General features: G+C 65.9%; 13 protein-coding genes and 1 pseudogene. 4 read left to right on the top strand and 10 right to left on the bottom strand.

The features are described from left to right. Positions 1 to 230: 230 nt before the first annotated feature. The 3 genes and pseudogenes from AC1D02_RS20350 to folE all read right to left on the bottom strand — a co-directional run. Positions 231 to 506, bottom strand: a pseudogene (locus AC1D02_RS20350) (transposase); the annotation flags it as partial. A 76-nt stretch (positions 507 to 582) separates the two neighbouring features. Further along, the gene (locus AC1D02_RS20355; protein WP_477320266.1) at positions 583 to 1,947 is read right to left on the bottom strand and encodes a thioredoxin family protein; all 1,365 of its coding nucleotides are present in this window, start codon (positions 1,945 to 1,947) and stop codon (positions 583 to 585) included. Further along, on the bottom strand, positions 1,947 to 2,510 hold the full coding sequence (gene folE, locus AC1D02_RS20360; protein ID WP_477320268.1) for a GTP cyclohydrolase I FolE: 564 nt from the start codon (positions 2,508 to 2,510) through the stop codon (positions 1,947 to 1,949). The genes AC1D02_RS20355 and folE overlap by 1 nt, the downstream gene beginning before the upstream one ends. Positions 2,511 to 2,655: 145 nt before the next feature. Between folE and AC1D02_RS20365 the strand changes: the two genes are divergently transcribed. After that, positions 2,656 to 3,525 (top strand): hypothetical protein, encoded by an 870-nt coding sequence (locus tag AC1D02_RS20365; RefSeq protein ID WP_477320270.1) that lies wholly within the window; start codon positions 2,656 to 2,658, stop codon positions 3,523 to 3,525. A gap of 27 nt (positions 3,526 to 3,552) precedes the next feature. Here the strand turns inward: AC1D02_RS20365 and nudC are convergent, their stop codons facing one another. Continuing rightward, positions 3,553 to 4,371, bottom strand: a complete 819-nt coding sequence (nudC, locus tag AC1D02_RS20370; protein WP_477320272.1) for an NAD(+) diphosphatase — start codon at positions 4,369 to 4,371, stop codon at positions 3,553 to 3,555. A 125-nt stretch (positions 4,372 to 4,496) separates the two neighbouring features. On the opposite strand from nudC, the gene AC1D02_RS20375 reads away from it, so the two are divergent. Then, complete coding sequence (locus tag AC1D02_RS20375) at positions 4,497 to 5,837, top strand: diguanylate cyclase domain-containing protein (RefSeq protein WP_477320274.1); 1,341 nt, start codon at positions 4,497 to 4,499, stop codon at positions 5,835 to 5,837. On the opposite strand, the gene AC1D02_RS20380 is transcribed toward AC1D02_RS20375, so the two are convergent. The 4 genes from AC1D02_RS20380 to AC1D02_RS20395 are packed head-to-tail and all read right to left on the bottom strand — an operon-like array spanning position 5,788 to position 9,503. Then, the gene (locus AC1D02_RS20380; protein WP_477320276.1) at positions 5,788 to 7,095 is read right to left on the bottom strand and encodes a hypothetical protein; all 1,308 of its coding nucleotides are present in this window, start codon (positions 7,093 to 7,095) and stop codon (positions 5,788 to 5,790) included. The genes AC1D02_RS20375 and AC1D02_RS20380 overlap by 50 nt on opposite strands. 7 nt (positions 7,096 to 7,102) lie before the next feature. Next, positions 7,103 to 8,146 (bottom strand): DMT family transporter, encoded by a 1,044-nt coding sequence (locus AC1D02_RS20385; protein WP_477320278.1) that lies wholly within the window; start codon positions 8,144 to 8,146, stop codon positions 7,103 to 7,105. Positions 8,147 to 8,151: 5 nt separating this feature from the next. Further along, entirely contained in the window at positions 8,152 to 9,051 is a 900-nt protein-coding gene (locus AC1D02_RS20390) for a DUF2145 domain-containing protein (RefSeq protein ID WP_477320310.1), read from the bottom strand. After that, entirely contained in the window at positions 9,048 to 9,503 is a 456-nt protein-coding gene (locus tag AC1D02_RS20395) for a hypothetical protein (protein ID WP_477320280.1), read from the bottom strand. The genes AC1D02_RS20390 and AC1D02_RS20395 overlap by 4 nt, the downstream gene beginning before the upstream one ends. A gap of 163 nt (positions 9,504 to 9,666) precedes the next feature. Between AC1D02_RS20395 and AC1D02_RS20400 the strand changes: the two genes are divergently transcribed. Continuing rightward, entirely contained in the window at positions 9,667 to 9,855 is a 189-nt protein-coding gene (locus AC1D02_RS20400) for a hypothetical protein (protein ID WP_477320282.1), read from the top strand. Positions 9,856 to 10,136: 281 nt separating this feature from the next. Here the strand turns inward: AC1D02_RS20400 and ssb are convergent, their stop codons facing one another. Next, a complete protein-coding gene (ssb, locus tag AC1D02_RS20405; RefSeq protein WP_477320284.1) occupies positions 10,137 to 10,637 on the bottom strand; it encodes a single-stranded DNA-binding protein in 501 nt (166 codons plus the stop codon). Between the two features lie 423 nt (positions 10,638 to 11,060). Between ssb and uvrA the strand changes: the two genes are divergently transcribed. Continuing rightward, the gene (uvrA, locus tag AC1D02_RS20410) at positions 11,061 to 13,907 is read left to right on the top strand and encodes an excinuclease ABC subunit UvrA (protein WP_477320286.1); all 2,847 of its coding nucleotides are present in this window, start codon (positions 11,061 to 11,063) and stop codon (positions 13,905 to 13,907) included. 57 nt (positions 13,908 to 13,964) lie between these two features. Here the strand turns inward: uvrA and AC1D02_RS20415 are convergent, their stop codons facing one another. Next, the gene (locus AC1D02_RS20415; protein ID WP_477320288.1) at positions 13,965 to 15,818 is read right to left on the bottom strand and encodes a phosphoenolpyruvate carboxykinase (GTP); all 1,854 of its coding nucleotides are present in this window, start codon (positions 15,816 to 15,818) and stop codon (positions 13,965 to 13,967) included. Between the last annotated feature and the right edge of the window lie 294 nt (positions 15,819 to 16,112).

Raw genomic sequence — 16,112 nt, forward strand, 5'->3', positions numbered from 1 at the left:
TCAAGCGGCGGCGAGGTATTCGCCCACCCGCTTATCGGCTCGCTGGTGCTGATTCTTTAGATTGTCGTACCAGCGAAGGCTGGTACCCATGCTGCGGTAGAGAATACGTTGCGCCTCTCTTTGCCGACTCGGCATGGGTACCAGCATTCGCTGGTACGACAAGCGTTGATTCAGGCGGCGGCGGGGTATTCGCCGACCCGCTTGCGCAACTTGTCCAGCGTCTCGGCCCGGCCGAGCTCTTCCAGCGCGCGTTCGAGCAGGTTGCGCTCTTCGCCGCGCGCCAGCGTCCACTGCGTGAAATATTCGTGCACCGTGCGCCACGGCGGAAACTCCGGCGGCAGGCTGCGCCACGCCACCCCGCTGTCGAGGAAGTACAGCACCGCGCAGAACACGTCGTACAGGTCGTGCTTGCGCGGACGCGTCTTGCGGCGCGCCGCTTCCAGCATCGGCCGGATCAATTCGAATTTATCGCGAGATATATCGCTGGGGTATTCTGGCCTCGGCATCGTCGCCCCCAAATACCATTGGAGGGCGAGAATCGGAACAGGTTCCCTGAAATCTGCGCAGCCGCGCAGTCCGCGGTCAGCTGCGCAGGACCAGATCGCGAAGCACCAGCAGCTGTTCGCCGAGCTCGTCGCGACCCGCCAAGGCCTTGGCAATGCGCGACGCCTGCGTCCGGTTGCGCTGGCAGCCGGCGTCGCCGGTGGCATCGAATTCCGCCGCCAGCGCCTGCGCGCAGCGTTCGATGCGCGCGCCGTCGCCCGGTGCCAGGTCCAGCAGCGCCAGCAGCCAGGTCGTGCCCCACTGGAGGCGCGTCGCGCTGCCGGTCGCGCCCTGCCACGCCCGCTCATACCAGTCGAGCGCGCCCGCCGGGTCGCCGCGGCGCTTGGCGATCGCCGCCAGCGTGTGCATGAAATAGAACGGCGAATGCGATTGCGCCAGCTCGCCCTGCAATAATTCCCCCGCCTCGTCCGCCAGCCCCGCATCGATCAGGATGCCGGCGCCGGCGTTGACCACCGCGTGGCGCAGCGCCGGCGTGTCGGCCGCGGCCACCGCCGCGCCAACGCGCCCGCGCGCCGCCACCGCCAGCGCGGGGTCGCCGCTGCCCAGCCGGGTCAGCCGCACCCGCGTGCGCAGCGCGCCCAGCCGGTCGCACAGGTTCAGCGTGTCGTCCTGCTCCAGCGTCTCCAGCGCGCGCGACCACGAGGCGATCAGCCCCAGCCGCGCCGCGCTGCCGGGCGCCGTCAGGAAGCGCACCAGGTCGAGCGCGTAACCGATCACGATGTCGAGCTGCAGGCACACCACGTGCGGATCGTTCAGCGTGTTCTCGAGGCGCGCGATCGCCGCCGCCTGGTCGACGCCGGTTTCGCCGGCCATCGCCGCCGCGTGCAGGCCCAGCCACTCGAGCCGCATCGCCGCTTCCGGCAGGGTGCAGGCGCGCGTCAGGCTGGCGACGATCGCCGCGAAGTCGAGGTTCTTGAGCAGCTGGCGCTCGTCGGTGTCCCACGAATAGAAACTGAGCAGGCGCCACTCGTCGTCCGACAGCGCGCGCTCGCGCGACAGCGCCACGCTGAGCGATTCGCCGGCGGTGTAGCGCGCGTTGATCGCGACGTCGAGGATGTGGACGAAGCGCTTGCCGTCGAGCTCGCACGGCAGGCGCGTGATCTCGGCGCCGTCGGGCCGCACCACCACCAGCGTCGGATAGCTGCGCAGCTTGAGCTGCTCGGCCAGGCGCTGGGCGCCGGGGCTGTCGCCGTCGATCGCCAGCGCGACGAAGGACTCGGACAAGGCCATGAAATCGGGCCGGCCGAACACCAGCGATTTGATCCGGTTGCACGGCGGGCACCACACGGCGCCCCAGTACAGCAGCACCGGCACGCCGCGCTCGCGCGCTTCGGCAAATGCCGCCTCCGGATTGTCTTGCCAGGCGATGCCGGCGGCCGCCATCAGTCGCGCGCCAGCGCCAGGAATTCGGTGCGCAGGCCCAGGTTCGGCTGCAGCTCGCCCAGCATCGCCGAGGTGATGGTTTCCTCGCCCGGCGTGCGGATGCCGCGGCTTTCCATGCACAGGTGGCGGCACTTGACCACCACGCCGACCGCCTTCGGCTCGAGCACTTCCATCAGCGCGTTGGCGATCTGGATCGTCATGCGCTCCTGCACCTGCAGGCGCTTGGCGAAGCAGTCGACCAGGCGGGTCAGCTTGGACAGGCCGACGATCTTCCCGTTCGGCAGATAGCCGATGGTGGCCTTGCCGAAGAATGGCGCCAGGTGATGCTCGCAGTGGCTGTAGACCGGGATGTTGCGCACGACGATCAGCTCGTTGTACTGCTCGGCGCCGTCCTCGAAGGCCTTCAACAAGGTCTCCGGATCCTGGTCGTAGCCCGAGGTCCAGTGTTTCCACGCCTTCGACACGCGCGCCGGCGTCTCCACCAGGCCTGGACGGTCCGGGTCTTCACCCAGGCTCACCAGCAGGCGGCGCCAGTCTTTTTCGGAAAAATGCTCGTGGGACATGGAAAGGAAACCTAAAAATTTACGATTGCCGACAGTATATAGAAAATGCTGCGGCGCGGTTTTTACACTTGCTTGCGCTAACCGAACCCGGCCATACGGCCCCAGGCGTAGCGTGGAGTTGTCATTATCGCACCAGGAGAACATCATGCTCGGCTCCACCGTCCTTGAAGTCGCGATCGGTATGAGTTTTTGCTACGCCACCATCGCGCTGACCGTCAGCACGGTGCAGGAAGGCCTGGCGTCGGCGCTGCACCTGCGCGCCCACACCCTGCTCGACGGCATCAAGACCATGCTCAACGATCCCCAGTTCACCGGACTGGCGCGCAAGCTGTACAGCCACGCGCTGGTCAACCCGCACGACGACGGCGCCGACGCCGATCGGCTCAAGGCCAAGCCCTCCTACATCGAGCCGCTGCACTTCGCCATCGCGCTGGTCGACACGATCCAGACCATCCCCGGCGACTACACCCAGCTCGGGCGCGACATAGACGCGCTGGCCGATCCGCAGGTGCGGCGCGCGCTGCAGGGCATCTACCAGCGCGCCGGCGGCGAGATGAAGGCGTTCCAGGAAGGCGTGGCCGGCTGGTTCGACAGCGCGATGGAGCGTGTGTCGGGCGAATACAAGCGCCGCTCGCTGCTGGTCAGCGTGCTGCTCACGTTGCTGATGGCGATCATGTTCAACATCGACAGCATCCACCTGTTCCGCACGCTGTGGCTGCATCCGGCGGCGGTGGCGGAACTGGGCGCGGCGCCGGCGAATACGGTCGACCTGCATGCCATCGAGCAGCTGTTCGCCTTGCCGATCGGCTGGAGCGCATTCCCGCCGGTGCTCGATGGCGCATTCGCGATGCAGGTGGCGGGCTGGCTGATCACGGCGTCGACCGCGCTGTTCGGCGCGCCGTTCTGGTTCTCGACCTTGCAGCGGATCATGCAGCTGCGCGGCACCGGCGCCAAACCCCAAGAAGCGCCGGCTGAGAAAGGGGGTCAGGTCCGCCGGAGCGACGGGGGCGCCTAGCCACCGGGTTTTGGTCTGCGGCGTCGATTATTCCTGCGGCCGGTGCGCGTCGATCAGCATGCTGGAAATCGACACATGCGCGATCCGCTCCGGCCACTCGTCACCCGGGCCGAACCAGCGCGCCTCGCTGATCTCGGCCTGGTCGACCTTGATCTCGCCATCGAGATAATCGGCGGTGAACGCGATCATCAGCGAATGCGGAAACGGCCATGACTGGCTGGCGAAATACCGCAAGTTGTGCACGCGCAGCCCGACCTCCTCGAACACCTCGCGATGCACCGCCTCCTCCACCGACTCCCCCGCTTCGAGGAAGCCGGCGAGCGGGCTGAATCGCTTGCTCGGCGACGCCGTGTGCATCGCCAGCAGCACCTGGTCGCCCTTGCGGATCAGCACCATCATGGCCGGCGAGATGCGCGGATACGCCAGGTGGCCGCAGCGGCTGCACTGGAAGCAGCGCTCGCCCGCGGCCAGCGCCATCGGATTGCCGCAGGCGCCGCAGAAGCGGTGCGTGCGCGCCCACTCGGCAATCTGCGCCGCGCGCCCGGCCAGGCCCAGCACGTCTTCCTGCAGCGCGCCGAACATCGAGCGCAGGCCGCGCCAGCCGAAGCCCTCGGCCGGCAGCGCGTCGCGGTCGACCCAGCCCGCCTGCACGTAGCGCTCGCCCAGCAGGCCGACCGGATGCAGCTGGTGCGGCCCCAGTTCGAGCGCCGCGACCGCCGCCGCGTCCGGCAGCGACAAATCGTCCTCACGCACCAGCAGCTTGCCCTGATGGAACAGGAACGTCAGCGGCTCGGCGTGCTCTTGCGGCGACATCAGCGGAGTGAACGATGCGGGAGTCTGGAGCATGGGCGACGGGAATGGAAAAGGATGCGGCCAATCATACCGCTTTTTCGCTTGGCGCCCGCGCGACGGCGCATAATGGAACGGTCGGCCTTCCGGGCTGTCTAATTGTTTTTTGCTGGCCCGTCCCTATGCAGCTTGCCACGTTCATCCGCAATCAAATCGAACCGATCCTGAACGAATGGGAAAAGTTTGCCAGGGAGAGTCCCCACGCGTTCAACCTGGGGCGGGCCGACCTGCGCGATCACGCGCGCGGTATTTTGCTGGCCATCGCAGTCGACCTCGATCGCGCGCAGACTGCTGTCGAGCAGGAGGACAAATCGAAGGGCAAGGGGCCGTTGGCGCCGGAAGTCACCGACGCCGAGCTGCACGGCCTGTCGCGATTTACCCAGGGGTTCGACGTCAACGAAGCGATTGCCGAATTTCGCGCGCTGCGCGCCAGCGTGCTGCGGATGTGGGGCAACGCGCACGCCGAGGCGGTCGACATCACCCGGTTCAACGAAGCGATCGACCAGGCGGTGGCCGAATCGCTGGCCCAGTTCACCGAAATGAAGGACCGGCGCGCGCGGCTGTTCCAGGCTCTGCTGGCCAGTTCGCCCGACCTCAATTACATCGCCGAGCCGAGCGGCGCGCTCATCTACGCCAACCCGGCCTTTGCCGCGGCGTTTCAGCGCACGCCGGCCGAACTGGCCGACGCCGACTTCTTCGAGCTGGCGCACAAATTCGTTCCCGACATCGCCGACCTTGTGCAAGGAGCGATTCGAAGCGGCGACGCCTACCGGGGCGAGATGCAGTTCGCCGCCCCCGATGGCAGCACCCGCACATTCGAATACCTGCTGATGCCGGTCTTGAATCCCGCCGGGCGCTGCGAAGCGATCGCCGGCAATGCGCGCGACATCACCGTGCGCAAGCTCGCAGAGGAACGCATCCAGCGCCGCGCCGACCACGACGTGCTCACCGACCTGCCGAACCGCGGCCTGTTCCGCGAACGGCTCGAGCACGAAGTCCAGCATGCGGCGCGCACCCACCTGTCGCTGGCGCTGCTGTTCGTCGACCTCGACGGCTTCAAGGAGGTCAACGACCGGATGGGGCACGCCGCGGGAGACGAACTGCTGCAGCAGGTCGCCGGGCGCATCAAGGTTCGCACGCGCGTGACGGACACCGTGGCGCGCCTGGGCGGCGACGAATTCACGGTAATCCTGAGCGACGTCACCGAGGCCTCGCACATCGACCTGATCGCCGCGGAAATCCTGGACGACCTGCGCCAGCCGTTCGCGCTGGCCGCGGGCCACGCGGCCATTTCCGCCAGCATCGGCATCAGCGTGTATCCCCGCGACGGCTGCAGGCCGGAAGAACTGGTCGACAACTCCGACGCCGCGATGTACGCCGCCAAGAGCGCCGGCCGCAACTGCTACCGCTTCTTCACGGCCGCGATGCGGGGGGCGCCAGCCTGGCGCGGAAAAACACCATGAACGACGTCGGATTGGCGCCGTAGAACTGGTCCAGCACGCCCGGCTTCCAGTACTTGCTAGCCAGCGCGCCGGCGCTGAAGCGCACCTGGCCGGCGCTGAACACATCGCGCGCGAATCCCGCCGACAGCTTGCGCACGTTGAAGGCCTGGCCGTGCAGCGGCGAGTCGTGATCGAACAGTTCGTCGTTGGCGACGCGCTCGAAGCGTGCGAACAGCGACGTCGCCGGGTCCACGTGCAGCGCCGACTCGAGCAGGTAGCCGTCGGTGGCCTGGCCCGGATCGCGCTTGTTGCGGCCCCACGCGAAGGTGGTCTGCATCGGCCGGCCGACCAGCGCGTGCTGGTAGCTGGCCGAGGCGGTGGTGCGCCGCACCGACATCTCCGGCTCCAAACCTTCGGGGCTGTCGAGGCGCCCGTGGCTGACCTGCAGCGCCCATTCCGGCGTCGGATTCCACGACAGCCGCGCGGACGCCGAATCGAGCTTGCGCACTTCCATGTTCCAGCGATACTGGTCCGGCTCGCGGCCGTTGAACACCGACGCCTCCAGCTTCAGCTTGTTCCACACGTAACCGGCGGTGACCACGCCGAACGCGACGTGGGTCGAGTCGAGCCAGTGGTGGGTCAATGGCGCCTCGGGATTGTCCATGCCGGAGGCGCGGTGCATGTAGGCGGACGGCCCAAGCGCCGGCTCGCCTGGCAGGCCGGCGTAGACGAAGGCCGAACTGGCGGGGCCGAGCTTGCGGCTGTAGCTGGCCGACAGCTCCATCAGCAAGTCGTGCGGATGCTGGCGGTCGACCAGCGCGTGGTGGCCGTCGGCGGTCTCCCCGGCCTGGAACAGCAGCGGATAGCCGGCTTTGCCCATGGTCGGATCGAGCGACGCCATCGCGCGCAGGCCCAGCGTGCCGTCCGCGCCCATCGGGCGCTGCGCCATGAACATCAGCATGCTCTCGGCGAAGGTTTGCTTGCCGCCGCGCGGGCCGCCCTGATGGTCGTAGACGGCGGTGACGTTCCCGTGCCACATGGTCATCCAGTCGCCGTCCATGTTGTGGATGCCGTCCATCGGCGTGGCGTCGGGCTGCCAGCTGGTGCCGGAGGCATCGCGCGACATCTTGTACGGGCCGAACGCGCCGGTCATCGGCATCGCGTGCGGCTCCATTGCCATCGCTTGCGGCTTCGCCGCCATCATCGCCGCGTGATCGTGGTCTTGGGCTAGGGCTGGCGCGGCGCAGGCAAGCGCCAGCGCAACCGGAATAAGTTTCATGTTGTTTTCAATGTTCGTGACGATGGTGGATATCAGGGTAGTGCGGATGCGCGTGCGTCATCGGCTCGTGCTCATGCGGATGCGAATGCGGCTCCGTGCCATCCCAATCGGCGTCGTGCTCATGCTGATGATGCTCGTCGTGGCTATGCGTGTGCGCATGAGACAGCCGCTCGTGCGTGTGATCGTGCTCGTGCCGCTCGGACAGGTGCAGCCAGATCCCGGCGCCCATCAGCGCCGCGGCAACCCAGAACAGCGCACCCGGCGTCTCGCGCAGCGCCAGCAGCGAGATCGCAGCGCCGACAAACGGCGCGGCCGAAAAATACGCACCCGTTCGCGCGGTGCCGAGGTGGCGCAGCGCCAGCACGAACATCACCAGGCTGAGGCCATAGCCGCCGAATCCGACCAGCGCCGCCAGCGCCACCGTCCCCGGCGCGGGCAGGCGGAATCCGAGCGCAAACGCGATGCCGAGATTGACAATGCCCGCCGCGAGGCCTTTCGCGCAGGCGATCTGCAGCGCGTCGCTGGCGGAGACCTTGCGCGTGAGGTTGTTGTCGACGCCCCAGCACAGGCAGGCGCCGATGATGGCCAGCGCGCCCCAAGGCACGCCGAGCGCCGGCGCCTGGTCCCACGACAGCAGCGCGCCGGCCGCCACGATGAACAGCATGCCGATGAAGATGCGCCGGTCGAAGTTCTCCTTGAAGACGAACCACGCCAGCATCGACGTCAGCACGCCCTCCATGTTCAGCAGCAGCGACGCGGTGGACGCCGCCGTCAGCGACAGTCCGATCATCAGCAGCACCGGGCCCGCGATGCCGCCGGCGGCGATCGCGCCGGCCAGCCACGGCAGGTCGGACTTCGACAATCCGGCCGGCTTGTCGCCGCCCGACAGCGCGCGCACCGCGATGCAGGCGAGCAGCCCCAGGCCGCTGCCGAGATACAGCATGCCGGCCAGTCCGACCGGCGCGACCTGGCCGACCAGCGTCTTGGCAAACGGCGTGCTGGCGCCGAACAGCGCCGCGGCCAGCAAAGCGTAGATGACTCCCTTGTGCATCGCGGCTACTCCAGCGACAATACGCGGTCGTCCGCGCCTGGCACGCAGCCCGCGGCGACCGGCGTCCAGCCGCGATGCACCACGACGCGGCGCTCATCGTGGCACACCTCGACGCGCTCGCTGCCGGCGATGCGCTCGCGCACAAACCCTTCCAGCGCCGTCGGCAGGCTCACTTGCAGCAGCATCGCGTCGCGGTCCGCATCGGGATGGTCGTCCAGGTGCAGGAACGGGATGAACGACGCCGCGATCATCAGCAGGCGCGAGCCCACCGCGACCGGCTCCGGCGAATAGCGCGACTCGCGCAGCCATCGCTGGGCGCGCTCGCGCAGGTCGTCGCCGTCGGACAGGCCGCCCCAGCCCGCGGCGATCATCTCCGCGACCCACTGGTTGCAGTTCTGGTACAGGAGGCTGAACGGATAGGCGTTGGCGCTGTAGCGCGCCGCCACCAGGTGCAGCGCGCGTGGCGTGTCGAGCGAAGCGCGTTTGATGGCGTCGGCCGCGTCGGCCGGCATGCGCACGATCGACACGTAGCCCAGCGCGGGATCGTCGGTGCCCATCGCGAATCCGGCCAGGCCCTGGTCGAACACGCGCGGCCGCTTCTCGTCGCAGGCGTAGTACAGCTGGCGCGCGGTCCAGGCGCCGCTGTCGCCGCGCCAGGCGACCGCGGCGTGTGAATAGCGGATGTTGAAGCGCGACAGGTCGAGTCCCGAGCGGCTGATCAGCGCGGCGCCGCCTTCGGTCAGCGCCAGCTCCTCGCGCACGACGGCGGCGAAGCGCAACAGCTTGTCCTGCTGGCTGGCGGTGAGCTCCTGCGTGCGGTCGCAGAAGCGCGACGAGTGGGACGACGCCTGCGCCGCGCCGGCCGCGAACACCAGCGCCAGCACGAGCGCGCGGCCTATCATCAGATGGTGACCTTGCGCGCCGCCAGCTCGTTGAACCACTCGTCGGCCAGCACCAGGTAGAACGCGGTGCGGGTGTCGTCGCGCGCGAACTCGATGCCGTAGTCGCGGTTTTTGGCGTGCACGAAGTCGCCTGTTACAAAACCCTGCTTCTGCACGACGGCTTTCGGCAGGTCCAGCACGATGCGCTGATGCGGGTCGCCGCCCTGCATGGTCAGGCGCGCGACGCCGGCGCGGCCCGGGGCGTCGCCGATGTCGGTGAGGCGATAGCGGCCGTCGGCGCGCTTGTTGTCGCCGCTCGAGCTGTTGCTCGACGCGCCGAACGAATCCGAGATGCTGCCGATCGACGCCGAGCCGGCGCTCGACGCGGAAGAAGTGAAACTGTCCGCGTGCGCGGTCAGGGCGACGCCGAGGACAGCGGCGATGAGGGCGCCGCGAAGGGCTGCGATTGAGGTCATGAAAACTCCTGATGGGAAAAAAGCGCCGGATATGCCGGCCCGGATCAGCAGAATGATATAACAGGAGCGCGCGGCATCCGATTTCCGACCGTGGTTTGGCGCACAGACGCGGTCCCGTGCGCGCCCCATCATGACCTACCTACAGAGCAACCAAGGAGACACCATGACCCAATCGAAATCGACCGATACCCAGAACCGCCAGTCGGGCAGCCCTGAAACCGAAGCCGATGCCAAGGCAACGAAGACGCCGGGCCACGACAGCGACAAGTCCAGCCATGACCACATGAGCCGTGAGAAAGCCGGCAGCGACAAAGGCGCGGGCGGTGGCGCGAAGCAAGAACAGAAGCACTAATCCGCGCGGCGGATACGAAAATAGCCACCCGTGAAATCACGGCGTGGCTATTTTTTTGCGCCGACAACCCCGGGGTCAGGTCCACCGGACCTGACCCCCGCCCTTGGCCCGCGGCGCGTGAAGAGCTAGCGGAGCTAGCGCACGCACTTTATTGGCGTGTTTGTCGTCGTGGGTGGAATTATTTTCAGCGTCATGATGTTTGTCGCCATTATTCTCAAATGACTGCGACAACAAAAAAGCGCCTTGAACTGCAAGGCGCTTTTGGCTGAGACGCAAATTTCTTAGAACGGGATGTCGTCGTCCATGTCCGAGAAGTTCGGAGCCGGCTTCGGCTGCGGACGCGCGGCCGGGGCCGGCGGCGCCTGGCGCTGCTGCTGCGGCTGCGGACGGCTCGGGGCGCTGCTCTCGTAGCCGCCGTCATCCATGCCGGCGTCGCCGCCCATGCCCTGGCGACCGCCCAGCATCTGCATGTTCTCGGCGATGATGTCGGTTGCGTACTTCTCGACGCCATCCTTGTCGGTGTACTTGCGGGTCTGCAGGCGGCCTTCGACGTAGACCGACGAACCCTTCTTCAGGTATTGACCAACGATCTCGGCCAGGCGGCCGAAGAACGAAATACGGTGCCACTCGGTCAGCTCTTTCTGCTCGCCGGTGTTGCGGTCCTTCGATTTGTACGAAGTGGCCACGGCGATGTTGGCGATCGCGTCGCCGCTCGGCATGTAGCGGATTTCCGGATCGCGGCCCAGGTTGCCGACGATGATGACCTTGTTAACAGATGCCATGTAATGCTCCTCTGATTTTTGTGGGCCCTGGCTCTGCACTTGACTAAGCGCCAGGGTATCGGTGTCCTCGCGAACACGCCATTATGGCAAAACTTCCCCCAGTCAGAAATGGATTTTTTTACATTTGCTGACGCCGCTCGCGAATCCGAACTTTATTTTGAACTTCTGGCATATTTGCCATTGGAAAGCCGGAGATCCAGCCCAACTAGGCCCGTATTCTACCGTTTGCAGTGAGCAATAATACTGTTATTATATACAGTAGTCGTCATCGCGTCGGCAAGCGGCGCAGGCGCGCCGATCGTGACTCGCGAGCGCGCCGGAATTGAAACACGGCTATAGTTACAGGTTGTCCCTTTTTTGGCCCCGCCGACCCAGGTTTTTTCGTGCGCGCCGGCCTCGCTTCACCCATTGAAAGCACAATACATGGAACAGATCCGCATCCGCGGCGCCCGCACGCACAACCTGAAGAACATCAACCTCGACCTGCCGCGCAACAAGCTGACGGTGATCACCGGCCTGTCCGGCTCCGGCAAGTCGTCGCTGGCGTTCGACACGCTGTACGCCGAAGGCCAGCGCCGCTACGTCGAGTCGCTGTCGGCCTACGCGCGCCAGTTCCTGCAGCTGATGGAAAAGCCCGACGTCGACCTGATCGAAGGCCTGTCGCCGGCCATCTCGATCGAGCAGAAAGCCACCTCGCACAATCCGCGTTCGACCGTCGGCACCGTCACCGAAATCCACGACTACCTGCGCCTGCTGTACGCGCGCGTCGGCACGCCGTACTGCCCCGATCACTCGGAGCATCCGCTGGCCGCGCAGACGGTGTCGCAGATGGTCGACGCCGTGCTGGCGATGGAAGAAGGCACCAAGCTGATGATCCTCGCGCCGGTGGTCGCCAATCGCAAGGGCGAGCACGCCGACCTGTTCGCGTCGATGCAGGCGCAGGGCTTCGTGCGTTTCCGTATCCAGAGCGGCACGCACGAGGCGAAGATCTACGAGATCGACGACATGCCGACCTTGAAGAAAACCGAGAAGCACACCATCGACGTGGTGATCGACCGCGTCAAGGTCAACGCCGAGATCAAGCAGCGCCTGGCCGAATCGTTCGAGACCGCGCTGCGCCTGGCCGATGGCCGCGCCGTGGCGCTCGAAATGGATTCGGCCGCGGAGCATGTCTACTCCAACAAGTTCGCGTGCAACGTCTGCGGCTACTCGCTGCAGGAACTCGAGCCGCGCCTGTTCTCGTTCAACAATCCGATGGGCGCCTGCCCGGAGTGCGATGGCCTCGGCCACATCGAGTTCTTCGACCCGAAGCGCATCGTCGCCTTTCCCAACCTGTCGCTCGCGTCGGGCGCCATCAAGGGGTGGGACCGCCGCAACCAGTTCTACTTCCAGATGCTGTCGAACCTGGCCGCGTTCTACGACTTCGACATCGACAAGCCGTTCGAGCAGCTGCCGGAAGCGGCGCAAAAGGCGGTGCTGTACGGCTCGGGCAAGACTTCGATCCCGTTCACCTATGTCAATGAGCGCGGCCGCACCGTAATCCGCGAGCACACCTTCGAAGGCGTCGTCACCAACCTGCAGCGCCGTTATCGCGAGACCGATTCGATGGCGGTGAAAGAGGAACTGGCGAAGTTCATCAACGAGAAAAAGTGCCCGTCGTGCGAAGGCGCGCGCCTGCGCGTGGAAGCGCGCTACGTCAAGCTGGGCGCCGGCAAGCAGCAGCGCGCGATCTACGAAGTGGCCAACAAGCCGCTGCGCGACTGCCTGGCGTACTTCGAGAAGCTGACGCTCAAGGGCGCCAAGAAGGACATCGCCGACCGCGTGATCAAGGAGATCATCTCGCGCCTGAAGTTCCTCAATAACGTCGGCCTCGATTACCTGTCGCTCGACCGCAGCGCCGACACGCTGTCGGGCGGCGAGGCGCAGCGCATCCGGCTGGCGTCGCAGATCGGCTCCGGCCTGACCGGCGTGATGTACGTGCTCGACGAGCCGTCGATCGGCCTGCACCAGCGCGACAACGACCGCCTGATCGAAACGCTCAAGCACCTGCGCGACATCGGCAACACCGTGCTGGTGGTGGAGCACGACGAAGACGCGATCCGCACCGCCGACTACATCGTCGATATGGGTCCTGGCGCGGGCGCGCACGGCGGCGAGGTGTGCGCCGAAGGCACGCTGGCGCAGATCCTGAAAAACAAGAAGTCGCTGACCGCGAAGTACCTGAACGGCACGCTGAAGATCGCGGTGCCGAAGAAGCGCCACGCGGCCAATCCGGACAAGCAGCTCTTGATCACCGGCGCGACCGGCAACAACCTGAAGAAGGTGTCGCTGCACCTGCCGGTCGGCCTGATGACCTGCGTGACCGGCGTGTCCGGCTCGGGCAAGTCGTCCCTGGTGAACGACACGCTGTACCCGGCGCTGTCGCGCCACCTCTACGGCTCGCAGACCGAGCCGGCGCCGCACGATTCGATCAGCGGCCTGGAACACTTCGACAAGGTGATCTCGGTCGACCAGGCGCCGATTGGGCGCACGCCGCGTTCGAATCCGGCCACCTACACCGGCCTGTTCACGCCGATCCGCGACCTGTTCTCGACGGTGCCGACGGCGAAGGAGCGCGGCTACAGCGCCGGGCGCTTCTCGTTCAACGTCAAGGGCGGGCGCTGCGAAGCGTGCCAGGGCGACGGCGTGATCAAGGTCGAGATGCACTTCCTGCCGGACGTGTACGTGCCGTGCGACGTCTGCCACGGCAAGCGCTACAACCGCGAGACGCTCGAGGTGCAGTACAAGGGCAAGAACATCACCGAAGTGCTGGACATGACGGTGGAGGACGCGCACGAGTTCTTCAAGCCGGTGCCGGTCATCGCGAGGAAGCTGCAGACGCTGCTCGACGTGGGCCTCGGCTACATCAAGCTGGGACAGAGCGCGACCACGCTGTCGGGCGGCGAGGCGCAGCGGGTCAAGTTGTCGCTGGAGCTGTCGAAGCGCGATACGGGGCGCACGCTGTACATCCTCGACGAGCCGACCACCGGCCTGCACTTCCAGGACATCGACTTGCTGCTGAAGGTGATGCATCGCCTGCGCGACCAGGGCAATACGCTGGTCGTCATCGAGCACAACCTCGACGTGATCAAGACGGCGGACTGGATTGTGGATTTGGGGCCGGAAGGCGGCGCCGGGGGCGGGCAGATCGTGTCGTTCGGGACGCCGGAGGATGTGGCGAAGGACAAGAACAGCGTGACCGGGAAGTATCTGGTGCCACTGCTGAAATAAAAATGGGGTCAGGTCCGACGGACCTGACCCCTTTTTTTCGGCGCCGCTGAATCGCTGTTACGCCGCCATGCGCGACTCGAGCGCCTTGCGCGTTTCCACCAGTTCCCGCGGCAGGTGATACGCCAGCTTGTCGAACAGTTCGTCGTGCAGCTTCACTTCTTCCTTCCACGCGTCGGCGTCGATCGAGGTGATCTTGTCGAACTGCTCGCGGCTGAACTCGAGCCCTTCCCAGTTCATGTCCTCGTACCGCGGCGTGATGCCGAACAGGTGCTCGACGCCGCCGGCCTTGCCATCGATCCGGTCCAGCATCCACTTCAGCACGCGCATGTTGTCGCCGAATCCAGGCCACACGAAGTTGCCTTCGTCGTCGGTGCGGAACCAGTTCACGCAGAAGATCTTCGGCATTTTTTCCGGATGCTTCTTGCCCATGTCGAGCCAGTGCTGGAAGTAGTCGCTCATGTTGTAGCCGATGAACGGCAGCATCGCGAACGGGTCGCGCCGCACCACGCCGATCTTGGCGGCGGCAGCGGCCGTCGTCTCCGAGCCCATCGTCGCGGCCATGTACACGCCCTCGGTCCAGTCGCGCGCTTCGGTCACCAGCGGCACCGTGGTCGAACGGCGCCCGCCGAAGATGAAGGCCGAAATCGGCACGCCGGCCGGATCGTCCCACGACGGGTCGAGCACCGGGTTCTGCGTCGCCGCGACGGTGAAGCGCGAGTTCGGGTGCGCGGCCTTGGTGCCCGATGCCGGCGTCCAGTCCTTGCCCTGCCAGTCGATCAGGTGCGCCGGTGCTTCCTTGGTCAGGCCTTCCCACCACACGTCGCCGTCGTCGGTCAGCGCGACGTTGGTGAAGATCGAGTTCTCGCGCATGGAAGCCATGCAGTTGGCGTTGGTCTTTTCGTTGGTGCCCGGCGCGACGCCGAAGTAGCCCGCTTCCGGATTGATCGCGACCAGGCGGCCGTCCTTGCCCGGCTTGATCCAGGCGATGTCGTCGCCGACCGTGGTGACCTTCCAGCCGTTGAAGCCGGCCGGCGGGATCATCATCGCGAAATTGGTTTTGCCGCAGGCCGACGGGAAAGCCGCCGCGACGTAGTGCTTCTTCCCTTCCGGCGATTCGACGCCGAGGATCAGCATGTGCTCGGCCAGCCAGCCGTCGCCGCCGGCCTTGGCTTCCTGCTGGCCCATGTTCGAGGCGATGCGCAGCGCGAAGCACTTTTTGCCCAGCAGCGCGTTGCCGCCGTAGCCGGAGCCGTACGACCAGATCTCGCGCGTCTCGGGGAAGTGGACGATGTACTTGGTGGCGTTGCACGGCCAGGCGACATCCTTCTGGCCTTCCTGCAGCGGTGCGCCGACGGTGTGCACCGCCGGCACGAACTCGCCGTCGTCGCCCAGCACGTCGTACACCGCGCGGCCCATGCGCGTCATGATGCGCATGTTGACGGCGACATAAGGCGTGTCGGACAGCTCGACGCCGATGTGGGCGATCGGCGAGCCGAGTGGGCCCATCGAGAACGGCACCACGTACATCGTGCGGCCGGCCATGCAGCCGTCGAACAGGCCGTGCAGCGTCTCGCGCATTTCGGCGGGCGCCATCCAGTTGTTGGTCGGGCCGGCCTGCTCTTTCGTGGCGCTGCAAATGAAGGTGCGGTCTTCGACCCGCGCGACGTCGGTCGGATCGGACAGCGCCAGGAAGGAGTTCGGGCGCTTGGCCGGGTTCAGCTTTTTCATCGTGCCGGCGGCGACCATCTCGGCGCACAGGCGGTCGTATTCTTCCTGCGAGCCGTCGCACCAGTAGATGCGGTCCGGCTTGGCCAGCGCGGCGATTTCCGCGACCCAATTGATCAGTTTTTGGTGTTTGATGTAAGCTGGGACGTTCAAGGCGGATATGCCTTTCATGGCGGGCTGGTTCATGCGGTACCTCCAAAACAATTAAGAATTCTGGTCGGGACCGCCGGCGTGAACGCAGCGCGGCGGTCGGCACAGCGCGCTCGGCGCGGCTGGAAAAAAACTTGACTACGCAAGTAATTTCGAAAGCGGTCTAGTCAAATTCTCAAAATATCGCGCCGATTGTACACCTGCAAAACGATGATTAAAACGCCAAAACCGCGAAAATGTAGTAATAGTAGTTGACTAAAGTAGTAGGCTACTCGGGGCCGCGGAATTCCTGTTATTTACCTACGAAGTTTTATTATCTTTCTACCAATA

This window comes from Massilia sp. P1_C10 (assembly GCF_056406475.1).